Genomic DNA, 22,055 nt, shown 5'->3' on the forward strand with positions numbered 1-22,055 from the left:
TCTGGATAACCATAAATTGATATAATTTTATTTAGAGGTATTATTTATTAATACTTTGAAAGATACTCTCCGATTAAATTCTTTAGATTCTGGCGTTAATTCTGGCTGCGAAGTTAGGCTAGAACTTACAGTTAGTGCTTGAAATTGGTTTATCTTGATTCCTTGGGATTTTAAATAAGATAGAATTTTATTAGCGCGAGCTTGACTGAGCGGTCTATTTCTTCGTTCTGTTCCAGCACTATTAGTATGTCCAATTATTTGAATCTGCACATTTTTACCTAAATACTGGGCAATATCCAAACATTTGCGGATTGATAAAAACAAATTAGGCAATTTGTCAATTTCACCAGGCATTAACTCAGTTGTTCCTTCTGTAAAAAAAAGTATTTCTTTTTCTATCTTGATTTTAGATAACTCTAACTCGCTAAGTTCTATTTCTACGAGTTTTTGGTCTTGAAATTGGGTGATACCAGGAATAAATACCCATAATTTCCGTGCTTCTAAAATCCATTTACGGCGTGCATAACCAGTTACATTAAGAATACCGTTGTTATCAACCCTTAATGATACAGTCTGGGGAGGATGCAACAATTTTTCAACTCTTTTGGCAGTAAATTGTGGCTCCAAAGACAGATAAGGTCGCCACTGGCTAATTACTATTTTGGGATTAAGATTTGTTTGTTGTATTAGTGTATTGGGATCTATTGCTAAAGGATCGCGCATTCCCGAAATAAAATATTTGCCAAAAGCTTGCTTGGTGTTAATCACAACAATTCCTGGCAGAGAGTTGAGTTTTTGGAGATATGCTTGCCAACGAAGTTGTTCTCTTATCGCAAAAAAGCCCCAAGTCCCACAAGCGATCGCGATCGCGCCCAAGAAAGCCCAGGCATAGGTATAATTTTTTTTAGCCGCAGATTTATACTGAACTACCAGACAAGCTTCTAAATAAGGCAGGCTGGCCTGAAATACTTCTGTTTCCCCTGTAAAATTTTTAATTTCTCTACCTAGCTTCAGGTGAATTTTTTCTATCGCTTCTTGCAAAACTAACCTTAATTCTTGAGGAGGATTCCCTCGAATCATCGCTGCTACTAGAGCTTGCGGCCCCTCTTCAATCCAAATTATGACTTCTCCAAAGCGTAAACTTTTTAACCCATCTACTTTTTGTACCTTAAAGGAATCTTTGACAAAATCCTGGATAGCTGTCAACATCGCAGCTACTAAATCTGGATCTTGAACTGTTATCTGCGTTGTTACTAAATGTTGCAGCAATAACCCTGATTTTTTATGAATCAAAAAGATTTGTTCAACTCGATAAACTAGCGTCCGTAACAGCACAATTTCCGCAAATGATTTTCCTGTGCGTTGTGCTTCTAGCCTCCATTTAAAGCTCTGTGGAGACAAGCTATGTTCCAGAGTTTGATTCATCGATTGCATCATTTCCTCAAGAGCCGTGGAAATCGCCTTGCGAGTAGCTGGCCCAATAACTGGAAATAATGCATCTGAAAGCACATTGTGGTCTTGTTTAACAGAAACTTCAATGGCATTTTCCACAGTTGATACCATTACTTCCCCAAGTTGTTTATCTTGCTTTGAGCGCAAGATAACAGCTTCTGGAAGCATCTTGCTAATATCTTCTGGTAGAATTTGAGGGTTTTCTAATCGCTCATAAAGTGTTTTAAGTTTAGTCGGCTCAATATCCAGAAGCAAACTACGGAGTATAGTTAGTTCATCATTAAGTTCGAAGGTTTGGTTGTTGCTGTCCAAACCTTCAGAGGATGCTTTCGGTATTGGATTTTTTGAATAGTCATTCATTACCAAAATTCCCCAATTCACAATTTATCATCAAGTAGCATTCTGTTGTAAACAGAAGAGATGTACCGATAGGTAAAAATCTTTTAACCTTAGAGTAGAGGATATTTTGAAAGTATTCTTGTCTTAAAACTTTTAAATTCTTTTAAGTTCCCCTTTCTCATAGGGGTAAGGAGAATATAAAAGTGCCAAAATTCATAGTGAAAAAATTTTCAAACAACTCCTTAGCTCAAGACTTATTTTCTGCATTCAGCCGGATAGCTAACTCTGTAAACATAGCCGCAAGATTTGAACGATCCGTTTTCTCTCTGCGAAGTTCTTGAGCTTCCCGTTCTATTAAAGCTACTATTTCCTGAGATTTTTGTTGTATCTCATCTTGTAAGCTTTTAGATTGGTTGAGAATCTGCTCGCGCAACTCTCGTTGACTATTAGTCGCTTGTTCATCAAATTGAGTAATCTTTTTTTCTAAAGATATAATTATGCTTTTACTTTCTTCAGCAACTGCTTTTACCTGAGAGTCACGCTCGTCCTGCTCATTTTTTAGGCGCTGCGTTAAAGAATCAGCTTCTTGTTTAATATAAATTTCTAAAGCGTCTAGACGTTTTCTTGTTTCATCTCGCACGTTGCCCAATTCCTTAATTAGACGTTCTTCTAGACGGGTAAATCTTCTTTCCGTATCCCGTATTTGATTGCCAAAAAGAATTTCTCTAACTTTATCTAAGTTTCTACCTTCACTCATACCGTTATTACTAAATTGCAACTCATTTATGTTTGCATTCGAATTCTGTTTTTCTATATTTGATGAATTATTATTGATGTATTCTTCAGGTGAGTTCATATTTTTAATTCCTTGGGAAACTAAATTTTGGTTTGATGTTAATTTTGATACTATATCCACAGCAGAGGTACTAATAAGTATAAATTATATTTATACGTAAAAAATTACATCTACTTGAATATATAGGAAAACATCCAATCTTTAGCCAAAGTAATGATGAATTTCGCAAGCTACTTATGGAGAAGCCGATTTTTCATTCTTATCTGCAAAACCTCGCTTCCATTCCTCTTCCTGCTCTGACTACGGTGTACACACAAGTTAAATTATCTCTCTTAATCTCCCTGATATATCGGCTACAGTGTACACCAGTCAAAAAAACTCGATTTTCCATTGTTCTTTCGTTCGCATTGCTTCAGCCTGCATAAGTAAGCGGGCGTAAATAATTGTCGTTGGGATCAGGCGACAGGAAATAGGCAACAGTCAATAGGAAATAGGCAATAGATATAAGGGTTTTAGCCTAGTTCATTTTTCTTTACATAGTTTTATTTTATTGTGCTAAAGTACTTAGATATTTATAGTATAATTTTACACTTAAACGACACTGCACTAAGTGTAGAAAACTTCAATATCAATACTTATTGAGAGCAAAGGAAAGGTATCTAAATTGCAATCAAGATTAATAATTAACGAATTCAATCTCCATATTTTCAAAATAAAAGTGCAAATTTAAACGAGAAAATTCAATTTAAATTTATAAGTCTGAAATTAGATATATGAAAAAATTGAGAAATTATTGTCCCAAAATTAATTTGATAATTTGATTAAGGAAATATTGCAATACTACTCGGTTAAGAATATTTTAAAGTTGTAAAGTATACTATAAACCCCGCTTCTATTCCTCTCCCCGAAAGGTCGAGAGGCTTTGAATTCAGCCTTTTTGCGTCGGGTAGAGGGTCAAGAGTTAGGTCTTTGATGACTTTGACTGTTGCGTTTCGCATAATACTTTTCAAACATCATCTCAGCGTTCGATTGAGCTATCACTCTAAATTATCCTGCAATTTTTTTATAAGTCCTTCAGCAAAAGTCATAGTAACAATTGCCACTATGACTTCTGCTGTCTTTGATTTATGTGCTGATTAAAATCCCAACTAAACTTTTGCTTCCAAAGATTTGAGTAACTCGGTATTCACACCTGACTCACGAGTCAGGGCAATTTTGCCAGTGCGGGCGATTTCTCTTAAACCAAATTTTTGCAACACCTGCACGATCGCTACCATTTTGCCTGGATCTCCCACAACTTCTAAGGTGAGAGAATCTTCTGCTACATCCACGACTCGCGCCCGGAAAATCTGAGACAGTTCAATCACTTCTGAGCGATTGCTGCTACTCGCATTCACTTTCACAAGCATCAATTCTCGCTCGACGCAAGGAGTTTCGGTAATATCCTGTACCTTGAGGACATTGACTAACTTGTATAGTTGCTTGGTGAGTTGCTCGATCACGCGATCGTCACCAGGTACAACCATTGTAATTCGGGAGACTCCTCCCTGTTCAGCAGGGCCAACAGCAAGGCTTTCAATATTAAAACCACGACGGGCGAATAAACCAGAAATGCGGGAAAGAACACCCGCCTCATCTTCTACGAGAACTGAAAGGGTATGTTTCATCTTCGCCAACAGAGGCTAGAACAGGATTTGAGGAACGCAGAAACTAGTACCGCTTTGCAGAATTCACTCATTCAAAAGTCAAAATTCATTGAGTTACAAACTCTTGACATTTTGTCAAATGTATGCTGATTTCTGTTGTGGCGTACTACTGCACTAATTATCAGTGCGACCTTTTATTGTAAACTCAATAGCTGCACTCATTGCATTCTCTAGAAATAAAAAATTGGACAAAAGTTATCCTGCAAGGAGGAATTTTATGGAATGGATATCTTTTCATTGGTAGATGCGGCATTTTCGTAAAGCTTTTATACTCCACTCAATAAGCCTCTAATTAGGAGAAAATTTTTATGAGTTGGTTACAAAGACTATTTGGAATGGAAAAACCTCAAAATGCAGAAGTAAATCCTACTCCGCAGTCAATAGCACAAACTCCTAGTAGTACTGCTGCTCCTACTGCTACTCAATCCATACCCCCAGAACGTCTGGGATTAAGTGGCGAATATGACCAAAGTGGGTTGGCAAAGCGGGTAGCTTTGGCATTTGATGAAGATCCCCAACTTGATGATGTTAATACCCTTTGGGTTGCTCAAACGGGTAGTACTGTAGTATTGAAAGGCAAAGTTCCCAGCCAAGAAATTCTTAATAAGATGATTTCTGTAGCTCGCTCTGTGCATGGAACTACAGATGTTGACACTAACCAAGCCACGATTGGCTAGGCGTTAAGTAATTCCCAGTTCAATGGTCGCAAAGATATTGGGTGGCGCGATCGCTCCCATTGCATAACAAAAGCCTTATATCTATCTCTTCACAGAGTCGCCGACAACGTTAGCTGATGAATGCGCGGTATAAACAAAGGCCCCTCTTAGACAGTTTCCGGCAAAGCTGGGAAAGTGTAAGGGGGTTGGCGGTCGCTAACCCATCTCTCAATCCAATCTACAATAGCTTGGTTGACTTGCTCAGGACATTCATCATGGGGACAATGGCCCACGTCTGCTAAGTTCAGCACTTCCAATTTTTGGTTGTATTGGGCAAATCGGTTAGCAAGGGCTGGGGGAACAAACCGATCCTTTTGTCCCCAAATTAACAACATCGGAATTGTTAAGGTTGGTAATACTGTCTTCACACTAGGACTAAAGTTAATTCCGATCGCAGCTTTGAACAAAGCACTAAAAGCCCTCGCTGAACCTCTGTCTTGAGGAGGCCCAGCTAAAATTTCTATAAGTTCATCGGTAATCGCCTCTGGGTTAGCGTAGGCAAGACTAGCCCAGCGACGCAGCACCCCTGGACGGCGCACGAAGTTAAACACAGGTTTAAGAACTAATGGCGAAGCGACCACATTTTTAATTGCTCTGACAAGGGGCCGCAGCACGGGAGGAATTGCTTCTTGTTCTAGGGAAGGGTCGGGTAAACTCATCATCACTATACCCAGCACCATGTCGGGATGAGCGGCGGCGGCGGCCATGGAAATCAGTGAACCGTTGGAATTGCCTACTAAAATCGCCGGTTGACGGATAAAAGTTTTCCAAAAATCGTAAACCTGCTCAACCCACAAGTCAATGCTGTAATTAGCTGCGGCTTTTTCAGAAGCGCCAAAACCCAGCATATCAATGGCGTAAACTGTGTGATGTTCAGCCAACACTTCTAAATTATGTCGCCAATGACCAATGGAAGCGCCAAAGCCATGTAACAGAATCAGAGGTTGTGTTTTGTGGTTATTTTGGCTAGGGCGAATGTAAGTATAGCGGGTTTGCCAGCCCCGCCAAACCCAATCTCTTTGATTACCAACCCGTTCTTGCCAGTGCAGTGTAGTGGTCACGGTCTTCTTTAATTCATCAGCATGAAGATACTATTATTACCTGTTTCCCGATAATTAGCGGCGATACTCGTCGCCGCAATCGCCGATTAGCTGATACAAATCTCGTGACTGTCGAGATACGGCACTGATGCGATCGCGATCGTCAGCATCTAAACTAAAACTAAATACTTTGGCGTTATCTTCTATATGTTCAGATACCCCAAGTCTGGCACCAACTATCACACCACCCACAGTTGGCTGATCTAAAATGTAACGCACTGCCACGTTAGAGATGCTTACTTTATGCTTATTAGCAATTTCCTTCAAAATAGCTAGCAATTCTTGAAATAATTGCCAACCCCCCCAAGCATCAATCATATTTTTATATTTTTTCAAACTAGCAGTGGACAGATCAGATCCTCGCGGTTCCGGTTTACCCAAATAGTTTTCTGATAACAAGCTGCCGCACAGTGTACCGTAAGTAAAAAGCTTGATGTCATGCTGCTGACAAAATTCCACCATATTAACTTCGGGACGGCGGTCAATAAGAGAAAATTGCACTTGATTAGAAACAATTTTGATGCCTGCTTCAGTAATCAGCTTCAAATTTTCCGTGTCAAAATTAGTTAAACCTAGATGCTTAATTTTACCCTCAGTCTGGAGTTCTGCCATATATTTCAGGGCATCTAGATAATTTTTATCCTGATATTCCCACCAGTGGAATTGCATCAAATCTAACGATTCTACATTCATCCTTCTCAGGGAAATATCAATGTTTTCCTCAACCAGTTTCTTTGTCATTTTACCTGGACGAGGCACCCATTTTGTAAAGGCTTGCACCTTAGATAAAGCGTCTTTGCCACGAGTATCAATTAGTTGACAGCGAAACTCACCAATAAAGTCCTCAGCAGGGCCATAATGATCTGCTAAATCCCAAGTGGTAAAGCCTGCATCTAAATATTTGAACATAGTCTCAATGGCAGCTTGGGGATTGATCCGTCCGTGTGCGCCGGAGACTTGCCACATACCATTTAAGATGCGACAGATGTTCAAATCGGGAGTGAATTGGAGACGGCTCGCTGTGGATAAGTTCATTTTCGATTTTTGGAGTTAGAAGTTGGAAGTGAGCAGATTTAATAATTAGTGAGTTGAAAAGCGGTTTTTTACAGCCTTTTAACTTTTCTACTTTATTATGAATGATTTACGACGACTAGAGTTAAAACTCCTAACTCTTGTAAAGACGCGATTAATCGCGTCTCTCCTAACTCCTAACTTTCTAACGCCAGTCTTTTTCAGCTTGTTCGAGAACGTAAGCAGAAACATCTGTAATTTGCTGTTCAGTAAGGCGATCTTTGTAGGCTGACATATTATTTTTACCATTGGTAACTATAGATGTAACTGCCTCTATTGAATCCATACCATACTTTTTCAGCGCTTGCTTTTTGAGATTTTTACCCCGCCTAACTATGTTGCTGCCGTTAATATGACAACCAGCACAATGAAGACTAAATATTTGTTCACCGTTAACTATGTCTGCTGCCATAGCAGGCATAGTAAAAGCGCTGAACAATAGCAGAAATGTTACTAATACTAATGTGAGTAGTTTTTTCAATCAACGTCTCCCGATTTTGAATACTGGTTGTATCAGAATCAATTACTACAGGGATTCAAAGTCAGTTGTAAATCCTGCAAAATTTGCACAATCTTCTTGAAAGGCTTCTGCATCGCTAACATCCTCAATTTTATAGGACATGATGCGCGTACCATCTGGCATTTTTTTGGAACCAATTAATTCCCCTTGATACTTCTGGGCGATCGCTTTGAATTCAGTACCATAGAGCTTCCAGGCATCACTTGAACAAGTAATATTTACTCGCCACATATTTCACTGTCAATTACTACCAACAAGCTTTAATCATCTCACAAATTGGCACTATGCTACAGTTCAATCATCCAAAATTCATTCTGAATTCTGACTCCTGACTCCTGACTCCTGAATTCTGTTCGATAAAAATTTGTAGATTGGTTTGAGTAACGAAACCCAATCTTTTGTAGGGTTTGTAGGGTTTCAGTTCGTGCAAATATGCTTAACCGAGTAGTATTGACAGTTCACCTCTTTGGAACTGTAATTTTCTATCTAAAGGAAGTACCAAGCCCGATCTGGCTACGCCATAATGTGGATGTAAGAACATTTCTAGAAAGTTTTATCCCAATTAGTTAAATTCTAAGAGTTGAAAATGCCTAACAATATCAAAGAAAAAATTCAAGCAGACTTACAACAAGCTAAAGAAACTGGACAATTAAGAACCGATCGGATTCGAGAAATTGTTAAATCCGCAGTTTCTCAAGTAGGCTCTGAGTTTAAACAAGGTTCTACTGAACTTCGTAGCCTGGTTAGAGATGCTGTTTCTGCTGTCATTGAAAACTTCCAAGAAAAAGGTAGCGAACTTAAAGATGAAGTGACAGCTTCTATTGAAGGAGCGCTAGAAGGAATTAACACTCAAAGACACGAATCTATTGCTAAAACTCAGACAGATATCAAGCGGCTCCAAGCTCAACTAGATGGTGAAGAAGAACAACTCCAGCAAGAGGTTGATGTAATCTTGGCAGAGATTGAAGAGACGGGTAAAGAAAGACCAGCTAGTACCAAAACTGCAATTGATTCTGCTGTCAATGCCATTAAAGATAGTGAAGAAGTCGGGTTATTAAAGAAACGTTACGCGCAATTGCAAGCACAGCTAGCTATTGTCAGAGCTAATATGGCTGCACGCTATGGCGGACGTTCTATGGAGGTTCAAGATTATCTAGATGAGGCTAAACACTGGTATGATAAGGCTCGTCCCCAAGCAGAGTCTGTAGCTATACAGGTAGAACAGAAGCGATCGCAGCTAGAAGACAAACTAGGTGAAGCTGGTACATCTCTGGCCAGAAAAGAGCGCCAAATCAAACAAACCTTAAGGGAGTTACTTCTAACAGCAGCTGACTTATTCAAAGATAAGGAACCTGCTAATAAAGAGCGCGAGACTATTCATAAATAGGCTACTATACGCGGTAGGGGCAATTCATTTAACCGCAAATCGGCAAATGAATTTCCCCTAAAAAATCTTTCTTTTCACTATTAATTAGAGTCAGCTTCAGTAGCTTGATATGCTTGTAGGAGCCTAGCATGATCGAGAGTAAATCCTACTTGCATAGCTATCTGGGTAAACAAATCAATCTCAGGCTGTTGCCAATCACGGGGCCCAGAACACTGATGTGCAATTAACAAGCCAAATAACTGCTCATCTTTGATAATGGGTGCAACCAAATTTGCTTTCACGGCGAAAGATTCGAGCAGTTTAATGTGACAATCAGCCAAACCTGACTCATGAATGTTGTTGATTGCGACAACACGACCAGACTGGTACTTTTCTATATAGCCTTGAGTAAAACAGGAATCGTGGATTTTAGACCGCAAAACTTTGGGATAACCTGGAACCACTGATTCGGCAATGATAATTCCGAACCAATTAGCATAAAAGCTATAAACTAGTACTCGGTCAGTACTCAAAGCCTTCCGAACCTCTTCCACAGTAGTTTTCAGGACATCCTCTTCTTTGAGTGATTGGCGAATTCTGCGGGTAATATCCACCAATAATTGACTTCGCATAGCTTCAGCCTCGATTCGTTGCAGGAGTCTTGCATGGTCGAGAGCAAATCCCACTTGCATTGCTATCTGGGCAAATAAATCGATCTCAGATTGTTTCCAGTCACGGGGTCTGGAGCATTGATGTGCAATTAATAAGCCAAATAACTGCTCATCCTTGAGAATGGGAGCTACCAAATTTGCTTTCACACCAAAGGATTCGAGCAGTTTAATGTGACAATCAGCTAAACCGACTTCGTAAATGTTATTTATTGCCAGAACGCGACCAGACTGATACTCTTTTACATAGCCTTGACCAAAACATGGATCTTCGATTTCAGCCCGCAAAATTTTTGGATAGGTGAGAACAACTGATTCGGCAATTACAGTTCCAGACCAATTAGCATTAAAGCTATAAACCATCACTCGATCTGTACTAAGTACTTTGCGAACCTCTTCGACAGTGGTTTTCAGGACATCTTCTTCGCTGAGCGATTGACGAATGCTGCCGATAGTATCCACCAGCAACTGACTTTGCACACCCTCAGCCTCGATGCGTTGCAACAGTCTTGCATGGTCGAGAGCAAATCCTACTTGCATAGCTATCTGAGCAAATAAATCAATTTCAGGCTGTTGCCAATCACGCGGTCTGGAGCATTGATGGGCAATTAATAAGCCAAATAGCTGTTCATCTTTGAGAATGGGTGCGACCAAATTTGCTTTCACACCAAAGGATTCGAGCAGGCTAATGTGACAATCAGCCAAACCAGCTTGGTAAATGTTGTTTGTGATTGCAACGCGACCAGACTGATACTTTTCTACATAACCCTGACCGAAACATGGGTCTTGGATTTCAGACCGCAAAACTTTTGGATAACCTGGAATCACTGATTCGGCAATTACAGTTCCAGACCAATTAGCGTTAAAGCTATAAACCATTACTCGATCTGTACTAAGTAGTTTGCGAACCTCTTCGACAGTGGTTTTCAGGACATCTTCTTCGTTGAGCGATTCGCGAATACTGCGGGTAATTTCTATAAATATCTGAGCTTTATCTGCTTTGGTGTCTACCTGTTCTAAAAGCTTGGCGTAGTCAAGGGCAAATTCTACTTGCATAGCTATCTGAGCGAATAAATCAATCTCAGATTGCTGCCAAAAGCGAACTCTAGAACACTGATGTGCAATCAATAAACCGAATAGCTGTTTGCCTTTAAAAATAGGTGCTACTAAATTAGATTTGACAGCAAATTGCTTGAGCAACTCAATGTCACCATCACTGAGATCGGCTTGATAGATATTATCAATAGCACGGGTGGAACCATTCCGGTATTTTTCTATATACCCTACCTCGAAGCCAGGATCGGAGACTGTAACCCCTAGTATTTTCGGTAAACCAGGTGCTACGGATTCGACGATAAAGGTGCCATTACAGTTGGAATTGAAGCAAAAGATGGCTACACGGTCAATGCTTAAAGCTTTACGAATTTCTTCTGAGGTAGTTTTGAGAACATCTTCTTCATTGAATGATTCTCGAACCCATCGGGTAATTTTAGTTAATAGTTGAGAATAATCAGCTTCGGCTTCTTTCTCTTGTACCAAAACTGAAAGCAGTTCTGTGAATAAGTTGATGTTTCTCTCTAACATCACTAATTCATCTTCGTTAGCGATGAAAGTTTGAGTAAACTCACTGTCTGGACGTAGCCTATTTTTGATATCGTTAGAAGTTGCAGCAATGTTGCTAACTCGATTGATAGCTCGATTAGTTACAAAAACAGCGATCGCACCTGCTAAGATTGCCGTTACCCCCATACCAGTTAACAAGAGCGACAGTTGTCTCTGTAGAGCTTCAGTTTCTGTTGAACTTTTTGCCCTCTCAAGTCTTACTTGCGGTATTTGTTTGCTACTTAAATTAATCCCATAGAAGTAAGTAGCTATCCCAATTGCAAACACAGGAAGTACGCTGATGCTTAGTGCCCAAACTATTGCTTTAGTCTTTAAACTCCATTTTTGTGGCCACAGCTTTTGTTGACGATTTCGCCTTGCTTGGTTTTGAGAAAAAGACTGACTCATAAATGAAACCTGGATTGTTGCAATTGAGAATCAAGTAAATGACCTCACCACCAAATTCTACACAAAACTTATTAAAAGACTGGCTTTCAGGAGTACTTTAAGGCACTCACCTTCTACGTCATTCCCTCTAACATCTCCACTTCTAACATTTTTTTAACAAATGCTTGACTCCCATCTTGGGTAAAGCTTTGGCTCATCGGAACTAAAATCAATCAAAAACGGTAACTTTTCTTTCATAACGGCGTAGATGCGATGCCTACGGCGGGCTACGCCTACGCAAAGTCCTATTTCATTTATAACTAATTTGAGCAGGCTGTACAGCTTGGGAAAGTTGTACGGTTTTACTATGTAAATCATTTTGATTATTAAGTAATCCTGCTCAGTAAGCGGTATCTAACGACACAAAAGTAATTTGAGAAAAATTAATAATCATCCTTTTGCTGAAACTGGCTCAATAACCAAGCCCCAACTTGAGATTGATTTATTTCACGGCTACAGCGTAAAGCTTCCTCTAAAATAGCGATCGCCAGAAGTTAAAGTGCTGCAATTTCTGTTTCTGGAGCAAATATATCTAGATCATAATCAGTAGATTTAAGCTATCGATTCAGGTATAAATTGGAATTGTCTTATCTCCCATAAACTTAAATTTGATTGCCAAAGCCTCTTTATTATCAACCCACAAGTGCTGAATTATCAACTTCAAGTCCATGATTCCAAATAAGTAAGTCGGCGCAATTAAAAGTAACTGGCGCTCGCGTAGCGTCTCCGACAGGAGAAGGCTGTTATTTGTCCTTTGTCACTTGTACTGAGCGTAGTCGAAGTATTGACCATGAGTAAGGGCTTTAAGCCTATTTACATTTCGTAATATACTTGGGTTTTTTCGTGCCAATTTACTTATAACGCAAAGAGGAAGAACATCAGTTACATCTTTCTCAACTCAAATTTTCAATTTTGGAACTAATTCATTAACTTTATTCATTAAGATGCAAGTATAAAATGGCGATTTGAGCCTTAGTTCATTGAGTTGACTTTATAAAGTCTCAATTTTTAGTGATTAGAATACCAATATTGAACCTTTGAACTCGGAACTTTGACCTTTTTGCTCGAACGTTGAGCCTTTGAACTAGGAACTTCGACCTTTTTGCTCGAACTTTGAGCCTCGGAACTCGAAGCTTCGACCTTTTTGCTCAAACGTTGAGCCTTTGAACTCGGAACTTTGACCTTTTTGCTCGAACGTTGAGCCTCGGAACTCGAAGCTTCGACCTTTTTGCTCGAACGTTGAGCCTCGGAACTCGAAGCTTCGACCTTTTTGCTCGAACGTTGAGCCTCGGAACTCGAAGCTTCGACCTTTTTGCTCAAACGTTCAAACTTTAAGCTTTAAACTTGCACGTCAACAGTGCAATTGATGAATTATTTCTACGAGCCCATAAATAAATTTATTTGCTCTTAAAACCTTGATTACACGGGAGGAATTTCAGAATCTTCCTCCCCTGCTCCCCTGCTCCCCGCCCCCTGCCTCTTTGGTTATCGTAACAATGACTGATTAGGCGTTAACTCGCTCTCAAAACGGCTGTAAACAACTTGGGTTGGATACCAACAAGAAAACCAGTACAAATCTTGAATAACTTTGTCAGAATTACTCGCGTCTGCAAACTCAAAGTGAACCAGCCCTAAATTATTCAATCCAACTACTTCCCGCCCGTCCTGAAACCAACGAAATTTCCAAAACATCAGAGGTTGCAACCATTTCCACTTAGCATTTTCTGCTCGTTTCCAGGGAGCTATCAAAGATAATATATCTGCTGTGCAGGTAGAAGTCTGAACAGTGTTTCGAGGTATCCATTCCAGCACACAATGCCAGTCAGAGTTAGTTAGCATCTGGCGATTATGGTGTAATTGTTTCGCAGAAACTTCTACCATATTGGGTGGGTTACTCCACCCGATCCAATGTCGCACCTTTTCGGGTAGTAGCCAATCTTTCAATCGTGTATGAATCAGCCGCGTCAAAATCTCTTCATTCTTCAATGCACTAGCGGTTAACTGCACCAATACAGATTGCAATTTGGAATGGGTGTGTGCATAAGACAAGTGAGCAACAGAACTGTAATGGATATCTCCAGATAGAATAATGACTTGTTGACGTTCTTCAAACAAGGTAGTTAGGAATTGCGCCAGTGCTTCCACATTAATGTTCCAAGCATCTCCAACATCGGTTGAAAAAACCTTCTCGCGTTGTAAATGCCAATGATGAATCCAATCAATTACTTGTAGACCAAATACATTAGTGGGCGCAATTACAAATGTATTTTGAATCTTAGTTTGTTCAGCTACTTGTTGTAAAGGTAAAACTAATTGTTGCTCAAAGGCTTTTGGACACAATAGCATCGGTGGTGCAATTGGTTTTTGATCGGCTGGATAACCCCGCCAAGTTCGTGTATCCAGCACAATTACTTCATGGCAATCGCTTCTGACTATATAGTGCCAAGTGAGCGCTTCAGGATCTCGATCCAGAATGAATACGGAACCGTCTCGGACTAAAATAGGTAAGCCTGTGGCAGGATCGTTGGCTGGCATACCGACATAACGAGCGATCGCATCATCAGCCTTTGCATCCTTCCCTTGAGAAGCTGACCAAGCTTGTGCAGCCGCCAACAACTTTTCACCGGATTGACCTTCTGTAAATTGCCCTGGTGTATTGCCCCATCCTTGAAATACCGTGTAGGCTAACAAGGCATTTTGGACTATTCTTCGCCCCAAGGGACGACCCAGCACCCGCAAACACCAAGCTTGATTTAAGTTCCAGTCATCACTTACATCATGGTCATCAAAGATGGTGTAAGTGGGAATATTAGCAAGGGCGCGACGCACTTTCCAGAGCGTATAAATGAATTGGCGCAAATGCCAGACTGCTTGGTTCCAATCTTTGATAGCATGGCGATCGCGCGTTACTTGATGTCCTTGAGGAAATGTGGTCGGCCAGCACACTGGCGACCAAGCTAGTAAATAAGTAGCGTAATATTCACCCAGGCTGAAAAGATGACTGTTAACTTTCTCCGATTTATTATGTAATCCTGCGGTCAACCCAGCTTCAGTTGTCGCAACATCAGCCCGCTCTCCAGGGGGTAGCTGCTGGGGAGTGCAGTAAACTCCATTTACCGGCAGTTGTTCTTCCCAACCCAAAAGGGCATCACCAAGAGTACTGGCAACCCACAACGACGGGTCTGCTACATCATCTCCGTAAATCTGATCTCCAGTCATAAATAGCTGGTGAGGGCGATTTTGAGGTTGATTTGCTGAAGCCTCAATTAAACTGTCAAGAATCGGTAGTGCATCAAACCCATGACCATGAGGTTTACGGCAGGAAGCATGGGCAATTTGCAAATCTTGAAGACGGTTTGGCGGCAGAACAAAAGTTGGTTTTTGATGAGCAAAGTAGCTGATGCTGACTGTAGGAGAAGAGTTTGAGCATAATGCTTGTTGCATTTGCAGGGTTTGGTCAGCAGCAGTAAGCTGGAGATCGTAAGCATAGAGGCGATCGCTAGTTAGGCGATATCCAACCGGGGATCGAGCCGTTATTGCAACTACATGAAGATACTTACCCAGTGCAAAGCTAGAGCGTTCTCCCTCCAATAAGCAATTTCCTAGTGCTTCACCATTATTTGTTGTTTCATAAACCTTGAGTTCTACCTGACAAGACTGTTTCAGAGCCACCCATACCGTCACTGACTCTGGTTCAGTATGTTTTAGGATTGGCCCCGCCAAAATTAGCGGCAGTTGTTGTAAAAACTCGTCCCCAGCTTGGTACTTCATTGCAAACAGTTGACAAATGGTGGTGTTTTAGATGATGTTGCTTTATTTATATAATCCAATCACCAAATGGGGACGAGTGTTTCGCCAGTCCTCGATCTGACATATCCATGATGAACGATGCCAACTCTTGCAGACGCTACGCGTAGCTTGCTTCCCCGTAGGGGTAAGGCGGGCTACGCCTACGCTAAACTGTAAAATATGCTTATCAACTTCAAAACCATCTGACTTGAAAACAGACAGCATATTTTATCGCATCTTTCAAAGCTTACCCAGCACCTTCTTTGAACTCATTAACCAACCGCCGTCACTAGCCAGTGCTTACCAATTTTCATCAGTCGAAGTCAAACAACTGGCATTTAGAATTGATGGTGTATTTTTACCTGATACTCCAGAATTACCGATTTATTTTGCTGAGGTGCAATTTCAACTCGATAAAAAAATTTATTCCCGTTTATTCGCCGAAATCTTTAATTATCTCGACAAAACTGAATTAACTAACAATTGGCGGGGTGTTGTCATCTTCCCCAATCGCAGCGTTGATACTGGAGATACAGAGAGATATGCAGAATTACTGAACTCACAACGAGTGACTTGCGTTTACTTGAACGAGTTAAGCTCAATTCCCACATCATCAATCGGGATTGAGACAGTCAAACTAATCATCGAACCAGAATCAACTGCAACAACAAAAGCTATTGAGATTGTCAACAGCGCTCGAAAAGAAATCCTCAATACCGCCCAACAGAGGGAAATTATACAATTAATAGAAACGATATTAATCTACAAATTGCCGCGCTTGAGCCGGGAGGAGATGGGAAAAATGTTCGGATTAAGTGAGTTAAAGCAAACTAAATTTTACCAAGAAGTTTTTGAAGAGGGTAAAGAAGAGGGCAAGTTAGAAGGCAAGTTAGAAGGAAAGCTAGAAGGAAAGCTAGAAGGGAAACTAGAAGGCAAGCTAGAAACAATACCTCAGCTATGGGCGTTAGGATTGAGTATTGAACAGATAGCCCAAGCGTTAGGTTTGGATGAAGAAGTTGTTAGGCAAGCTGTACAACCGAAATCTTGAAGAAGAATTCAGAAGTCAGAATTCAGGAGTCAGAATCAAGACGCTCACGGACTCGCTCTAAGCGTTCGCGTAGCGTCTCGTAGAGAAGCTATGCCGCAGGCTTTACGCTGCGCTATCAGTCGCGGGTCTGAATCCCCGACTGATTGTTCGCGCTTGCGTCTCGTAGAGAAGACTACCAAATCCTAGATTTGGAGGGGGTTTTAAACTTAATTTAATTAATTCTGGGCGATACCTTCTTGACGCGCTGCTTGTTGTACAGCAGCAGCAACAGCATTGACGACTCGCTCATCAAAGACTGAAGGAATAATATGTTCGCGATCCAAATCTGAAGGCTTGACTAAAGAAGCGATCGCATTTGCGGCTTCTAAATACATTGTGGTGGTAATTGTCTTTGCCCGACAATCTAAAGCACCACGGAATACCCCAGGAAAAGCTAGGACGTTATTGATTTGATTGGGGTAATCACTGCGACCGGTGGCGATAACAGCAACATCTTTACTAATTAATTCTGGCTGAATCTCTGGAATGGGATTTGCCATTGCAAACACAATTGGATCTTTCGCCATTGAATGCACCATTTCTGGTGTCAAAACTCCTGGTGCGCTGACTCCAATAAATACATCTGCCCCTTGCATCGCACCCGCTAAGGTACCTTGAGCTTTCACGGCAAATTCGAGTTTTTCTTCTGTCAAATCGGCACGACTGGTAGAGATAATCCCCTTAGAATCGCACATCCAGATTTTTTCTGCCCCAGCTTTACGGAGTAACCGCGCGATCGCTACTCCCGCCGCCCCAGCACCGTTAATCACGATGCGGATTTCTGCCATTGCCTTATTTACCAGTTTTAGAGAGTTAAACAACGCTGCCAAGGTGACAATGGCGGTACCGTGCTGATCGTCATGAAAAACGGGGATATCTAACTCTTCGCGCAATCTCTTTTCAATTTCAAAGCAGCGAGGTGCAGCGATATCTTCTAAATTCACACCCCCAAAAACTGGCGCGATATTCTTAACTGTCTGGATAATCTCTTCTGTATCTTGGGTAGCCAGACAGATGGGAAAAGCATCTAGCCCCGCAAATTCCTTGAATAGCATTGCTTTGCCTTCCATGACTGGCAGAGCAGCAGCTGGCCCAAGATTCCCTAATCCCAAAACGGCACTACCATCGGTAACAATAGCAACAGTGTTTTGTTTGATGGTTAACTTGTAAACTTCTTCTGGATCTTGAGCGATCGCTGTACAAATTCGACCGACTCCGGGCGTGTAAGCCATTGCTAGATCGGATACACTCTTCAAGGGAATTCTGCTAGTAATGCTGATTTTGCCACCGCGATGCAAATTAAAGGTGCGATCGTAGACACTGAGTAACTTGATATCTGGTAATGCTTTCACTGCTTGCACAATGGTTTCAGCATGTTCGGTACTAGCAGCATCAACGGTAATATCGCGGGTGGACTCTTTGCGGGTTTGCTCGATTAAATCAATTTGACCGAGATTACCGCCAGTAGTTGCGATCGCCTGGGTTACTGACGCTAACATCCCTACACGATTGGGAATCTGCAAGCGCAGTGTCAAACTAAAACTAGAATTAGGAGTTAGGGTTGCCATGTTGATTTTGGATTTTAAGTTTTAGATTTTATATTGAATTGAGACGAAAACTAAAATCTGAGATTTGTAGTCAGTACAAACATCATGAATGTAAACTCTTGGGATCAGCTTCAGTAGTTAGTTTCTTGACTGTTTGCGATTTTGATAATTATTTTTATTGATACCAATGCATTTACTAATATGAATGAGTCACAATTTAGTAATTGTACCCAAATACACTAGATATTTTTTAATATTTTATCTATACAAATATTTGTATCATTTAATACATAGTTTCAGCATTTCTAAGCTAAACACTCAACAAACTCCGCGTGTTCTTGTGAATTTAACCCTTGTTGCAGCACTGCTAAAACTTTCGTCATATCCCCTGTAATTAACGATGTAACAGCTAACCACAAGCCTGGAAATATCCTACTTTTAATTACACCATCTGCATCTGCTACAAGTGGCAAATATTCACCATTTTGCAAACAGAACCAGTCGAGTTTATTCTCTAAAGTCTGCCAGACGATATATTCTTGCACTCCATTGCGACGGTAGGCGCGTTTTTTGTCGTACAAATCAATAGATGCACTACTCGCTGCCACTTCTGCTACTAATTCCGGTGCGCCTTCTATATAATCATCCTTACTGATATATGCCTGTCCTCTGGCTGGTTTATCTATCAACAGCAAAACATCAGGCTGTGGTTCATTGTCTAAATCTAAGCGCACGGTAGCATTATCGCCTAGTTCTACGCCTGGGGTGGAAACTTTGTAATTCCCTAACCAGATAATTAAGTTTCCATGAGGTAAACCATGACTTCTAAAACGCAGTGGTGATGCCACGTAGACGACTCCTTCGATTAATTCTGCTTTTTTATTAGGCATTGCTGTATAACGACGCTCGAATTCGTAGCGGGTTAAGCGATCGCCACTTTCTAAGGGAGGGATGGAAGCGCTATTATTTAAGCCATGTTCTACAGAAGCCGCCATTACCTGATTCCTCATTCACAGGAGTTGTAGCTTGAATCTAACATAGTGAAGCCTCATGTTTTCGAGAAGCCGCCAAGAGTACGTCTACGCAGACAATAAGTTTCTTAATGTAACTGTCTATACTAAAATTGGATAATTCTAGGGAATATATCCTGTCCAAACTTGTTTGGCAGGGTTAGACAGTGGGTTTTTCTAATGAAAAAATTTCTGAGATACCTGGGTTTAGGTTTGCTATCTACCTTTTTGACTTCTACTCCCGGATTAGCAGCTGAACGCATTAACTTTTTTTATCCTCCCTTCGGCGAATTCTCGTTGTCGGTGGACTCGCTGGAAACTTTTGCGAAAGTTGGCAAAATCGATCAAGATTTTTCATTTTATGCTAGCCGTGCTACTCCTCAACAACTCGCTCAACTGCGGGATCTGCTCCAGCAAAGGTTCAATATCACGCCTACTTTAGTATCTCAAGTCACTTACTCACCGATCGGAGAGGAGGTAGTGCAACAACTAGGAAAATTACTCCTCACTGAGTCTCGACAGAACGGCTTCTATGCCATCCGTGCCTCTTTGATTTTGGCTGCTGCCGATCGCGAGGGTTTAACAGTGGTGAATTTGCTGCGGAAATTTCCTAGCAATACTGTGCGGGTGAATTTCACAGAGGGGTTAAGGATAGTTGATGACTTGTCACAATTGCTCAAGAAAAAGGATGAAGTTGTAGCTTCTCTTCAAAAAGAAGCGATCGCTCAAGCAGCCAATTCAACTGTTGACTTCTCAAAACAACCAGATTTGCGATCGCCAGGAAAATTCCGTTGGTTGAAAAAAAGCCTGGAGTTAAATGACATTTCTCGCTCACGCCGTCTACCGGTAGATATCTATTTACCTACAACTCAAAACTCAGAACCCACAGATCAAAATTCTCCGTCTCCTCCCTTCCCCCTGATTGTCATTTCTCATGGTCTTGCTTCAGACCGCTCTACCTTTGTCTACCTGGCAGAACATCTAGCATCTTATGGTTTTGCTGTTGCTGTACTAGAACACCCTGGTAGTAATGCCAAACGTTTTCAGCAATACTTTGCGGGTTTAGCAAGTCCACCAGAACCAGAGGAATTTATCAATCGACCTTTGGATATAAAGTATCTCCTCGATGAACTCCAGCGTCTAGAAAAATCTGATCCCACTCTCCACGGAAAACTCAATTTTCAGCAAGTTGGGGCGATTGGCCAGTCTTTTGGTGGTTATACCGTTTTGACTCTAGCAGGAGCAACGATTAACTTTGAGCAACTGCGCCAAGAATGTAATCCCAATTATTCATCCTTTAATTTGTCGCTGTTGTTGCAGTGTGAAGCAACTAAGTTACCCCAAAAAAATTATGAACTCAAAGACGATCGCATCAAGGCAATCATGGCGATTAATCCGATTGACAGCTTAGTTTTGGGTGAGAGCGGAATCAGTCAAATTAAAATGCCTGTAATGTTCGTAGCAGGTAGTCAAGATATTTTCGCCCCACCTGTATTTGAGCAAATTCGCCCCTTCACCTGGCTTTCTGATCCCAATAAGTACCTGGCTTTGATTGAAAACGCCACCCACTTTTCAGCGATCGCAGAACCTACTCCTGAAAATGATATCTTACCTGTGCCACCTGCCTTACTGGGCCCCGATCGTGATGCTGTTTATTCTTATCTCAATGCCCTCAGCGTCGCTTTTATGGAAACCCATCTTCTCAACCGCCCTGAATACCGTTCCTATTTGCAGCCATCTTATGCCACATTTATCAGCAAAGAGCCGCTTAATCTCAGTATTTTACAGTCGTTATCAGTAGCTCAATTTAATCAAATCTGGAGTGCGTCAATTCCCCAGTCAGGCAAACTATCAAATCCTCAACCTACCCCGCGTTAGTTATGACCGCATCGTGAAAAGAGCAGGGGAGAAAAGAAGATTACGTAAATATACATAGGTGTGGTGGAAGGCAGAATATTATAACTTACAGCAAGATCCCCAACTTCTGCCAGAAGTTGGGGATCTTGTTATTCAGGAATGATTTAAATTAGCAACACTACAAGTCTCAAAGATTACTTTGATAAACTCAAAGCTAAACCCAAACAAATTACTATTTACACTAAAGTTTCAGCAGATAAAACGCTGTTGTAATTTGCATTAAAAATGATGTATTAACCCTCTTGGATTATTTAAATAAATACAACCTCAGAAGCCTTTGTTTTCAATAAATCAGTAAATATGCTGATGGAAATCTGCGCGTTAATCAGTAACTCTAACTATTGCAAGCATAAACTCAAATTCTATATGTCTTTTTTGTTCCTAACAGATGAATTAGATATCAGAATTGCCCGAAAAAAGGCTATTTGTCAGGAAAGTGAGATATTTCTACTGAGGGATTTATAAAAACTTATTTAATAAAATATTTTATATATATATGCTTGTCGTTAAGAAGAATTAAGAAATCCTTATTAAAGAATATTGCAATACCTTGATTTAATTGCTAACGTGTGTATGACAACGATGCTGATGAACGCTCTGATCTAGGAGAAATAAAATCTATGAGCTATAGCCATTCAGCCAAGTGTGTTAGGCTTTGACTGGTTAAAAACGAGAAATTTCTGCCTCGTATAGACAATTATGAGGGATTGCAGATTAACCAAGAAATATCTCGTTGCCAAAGGCTTAATTTCAGTTTGATTTCAATTGCAATAGATTATTTGTCTTACTTGATGCCGACAAGCAAATGAAGAAAGGGAAAGGGGGAAAGGTTAAAGGGTAAAGGGGAAAGGAATGAAATTTCCCCTTTCCCTTTACCCCCTTCCCCACAAATGCCAAGAAGTCTCTTGTGGGGAAAAGTTCT

At 40.8% G+C, this 22,055-nt stretch carries 15 protein-coding genes; 4 read left to right on the top strand and 11 right to left on the bottom strand.

The annotated features are described in order from the left end of the window. Positions 1-27: 27 nt before the first annotated feature. The 3 genes from ACFFRD_RS19950 to ilvN form a co-directional block, all read right to left on the bottom strand. The gene (locus ACFFRD_RS19950; protein ID WP_392482885.1) at positions 28-1,812 is read right to left on the bottom strand and encodes an OmpA family protein; all 1,785 of its coding nucleotides are present in this window, start codon (positions 1,810-1,812) and stop codon (positions 28-30) included. A gap of 226 nt (positions 1,813-2,038) precedes the next feature. Continuing rightward, a complete protein-coding gene (locus ACFFRD_RS19955) occupies positions 2,039-2,647 on the bottom strand; it encodes a hypothetical protein (protein WP_392482886.1) in 609 nt (202 codons plus the stop codon). Between the two features lie 1,088 nt (positions 2,648-3,735). Further along, complete coding sequence (gene ilvN / locus ACFFRD_RS19960; protein WP_114080075.1) at positions 3,736-4,254, bottom strand: acetolactate synthase small subunit; 519 nt, start codon at positions 4,252-4,254, stop codon at positions 3,736-3,738. A gap of 347 nt (positions 4,255-4,601) precedes the next feature. On the opposite strand from ilvN, the gene ACFFRD_RS19965 reads away from it, so the two are divergent. Beyond that, positions 4,602-4,970 carry a BON domain-containing protein gene (locus tag ACFFRD_RS19965; RefSeq protein WP_114080076.1) on the top strand — a complete coding sequence of 123 codons (369 nt, stop codon included), beginning with the start codon at positions 4,602-4,604 and terminating at the stop codon, positions 4,968-4,970. 146 nt (positions 4,971-5,116) lie between these two features. Here the strand turns inward: ACFFRD_RS19965 and ACFFRD_RS19970 are convergent, their stop codons facing one another. From ACFFRD_RS19970 to ACFFRD_RS19985, 4 genes are all read right to left on the bottom strand, one after another. After that, positions 5,117-6,070 carry an alpha/beta fold hydrolase gene (locus tag ACFFRD_RS19970; RefSeq protein ID WP_179072450.1) on the bottom strand — a complete coding sequence of 318 codons (954 nt, stop codon included), beginning with the start codon at positions 6,068-6,070 and terminating at the stop codon, positions 5,117-5,119. Between the two features lie 54 nt (positions 6,071-6,124). Continuing rightward, positions 6,125-7,144, bottom strand: coding sequence for an aldo/keto reductase (locus ACFFRD_RS19975; protein ID WP_392482887.1), 1,020 nt, complete (start codon positions 7,142-7,144; stop codon positions 6,125-6,127). A gap of 181 nt (positions 7,145-7,325) precedes the next feature. Next, complete coding sequence (petJ, locus tag ACFFRD_RS19980; protein ID WP_392482888.1) at positions 7,326-7,661, bottom strand: cytochrome c6 PetJ; 336 nt, start codon at positions 7,659-7,661, stop codon at positions 7,326-7,328. Between the two features lie 45 nt (positions 7,662-7,706). After that, a complete protein-coding gene (locus ACFFRD_RS19985) occupies positions 7,707-7,931 on the bottom strand; it encodes a hypothetical protein (protein ID WP_163930055.1) in 225 nt (74 codons plus the stop codon). A 355-nt stretch (positions 7,932-8,286) separates the two neighbouring features. Here ACFFRD_RS19985 and ACFFRD_RS19990 point away from each other — a divergent pair, with 355 nt between their 5' ends. Beyond that, positions 8,287-9,087, top strand: coding sequence for a histidine kinase (locus ACFFRD_RS19990; RefSeq protein WP_194142492.1), 801 nt, complete (start codon positions 8,287-8,289; stop codon positions 9,085-9,087). 80 nt (positions 9,088-9,167) lie between these two features. Here ACFFRD_RS19990 and ACFFRD_RS19995 read toward each other — a convergent pair whose 3' ends face one another. Continuing rightward, positions 9,168-11,744 (bottom strand): GAF domain-containing protein, encoded by a 2,577-nt coding sequence (locus ACFFRD_RS19995; protein ID WP_392482889.1) that lies wholly within the window; start codon positions 11,742-11,744, stop codon positions 9,168-9,170. A gap of 1,524 nt (positions 11,745-13,268) precedes the next feature. Beyond that, positions 13,269-15,554: a PhoD-like phosphatase gene (locus ACFFRD_RS20000; protein ID WP_392482890.1), complete on the bottom strand. Its 2,286-nt coding sequence runs from the start codon at positions 15,552-15,554 to the stop codon at positions 13,269-13,271. A gap of 226 nt (positions 15,555-15,780) precedes the next feature. Here ACFFRD_RS20000 and ACFFRD_RS20005 point away from each other — a divergent pair, with 226 nt between their 5' ends. Next, positions 15,781-16,620 carry an Rpn family recombination-promoting nuclease/putative transposase gene (locus ACFFRD_RS20005; protein WP_392482891.1) on the top strand — a complete coding sequence of 280 codons (840 nt, stop codon included), beginning with the start codon at positions 15,781-15,783 and terminating at the stop codon, positions 16,618-16,620. 215 nt (positions 16,621-16,835) lie between these two features. Here the strand turns inward: ACFFRD_RS20005 and ACFFRD_RS20010 are convergent, their stop codons facing one another. Together ACFFRD_RS20010 and ACFFRD_RS20015 are read right to left on the bottom strand one after the other, a co-directional pair. Beyond that, the gene (locus ACFFRD_RS20010; protein ID WP_114080086.1) at positions 16,836-18,227 is read right to left on the bottom strand and encodes a malic enzyme-like NAD(P)-binding protein; all 1,392 of its coding nucleotides are present in this window, start codon (positions 18,225-18,227) and stop codon (positions 16,836-16,838) included. A 284-nt stretch (positions 18,228-18,511) separates the two neighbouring features. Next, the gene (locus tag ACFFRD_RS20015; RefSeq protein ID WP_114080087.1) at positions 18,512-19,201 is read right to left on the bottom strand and encodes a Uma2 family endonuclease; all 690 of its coding nucleotides are present in this window, start codon (positions 19,199-19,201) and stop codon (positions 18,512-18,514) included. Between the two features lie 195 nt (positions 19,202-19,396). Here ACFFRD_RS20015 and ACFFRD_RS20020 point away from each other — a divergent pair, with 195 nt between their 5' ends. Then, the gene (locus tag ACFFRD_RS20020; RefSeq protein WP_392482892.1) at positions 19,397-21,094 is read left to right on the top strand and encodes an alpha/beta hydrolase; all 1,698 of its coding nucleotides are present in this window, start codon (positions 19,397-19,399) and stop codon (positions 21,092-21,094) included. The last annotated feature ends 961 nt before the right edge of the window (positions 21,095-22,055 follow it).

The sequence above is a fragment of the Nostoc sp. C110 genome (assembly GCF_043099725.1).
Taxonomy (GTDB): Bacteria; Cyanobacteriota; Cyanobacteriia; order Cyanobacteriales; family Nostocaceae; genus Nostoc; species Nostoc muscorum_A.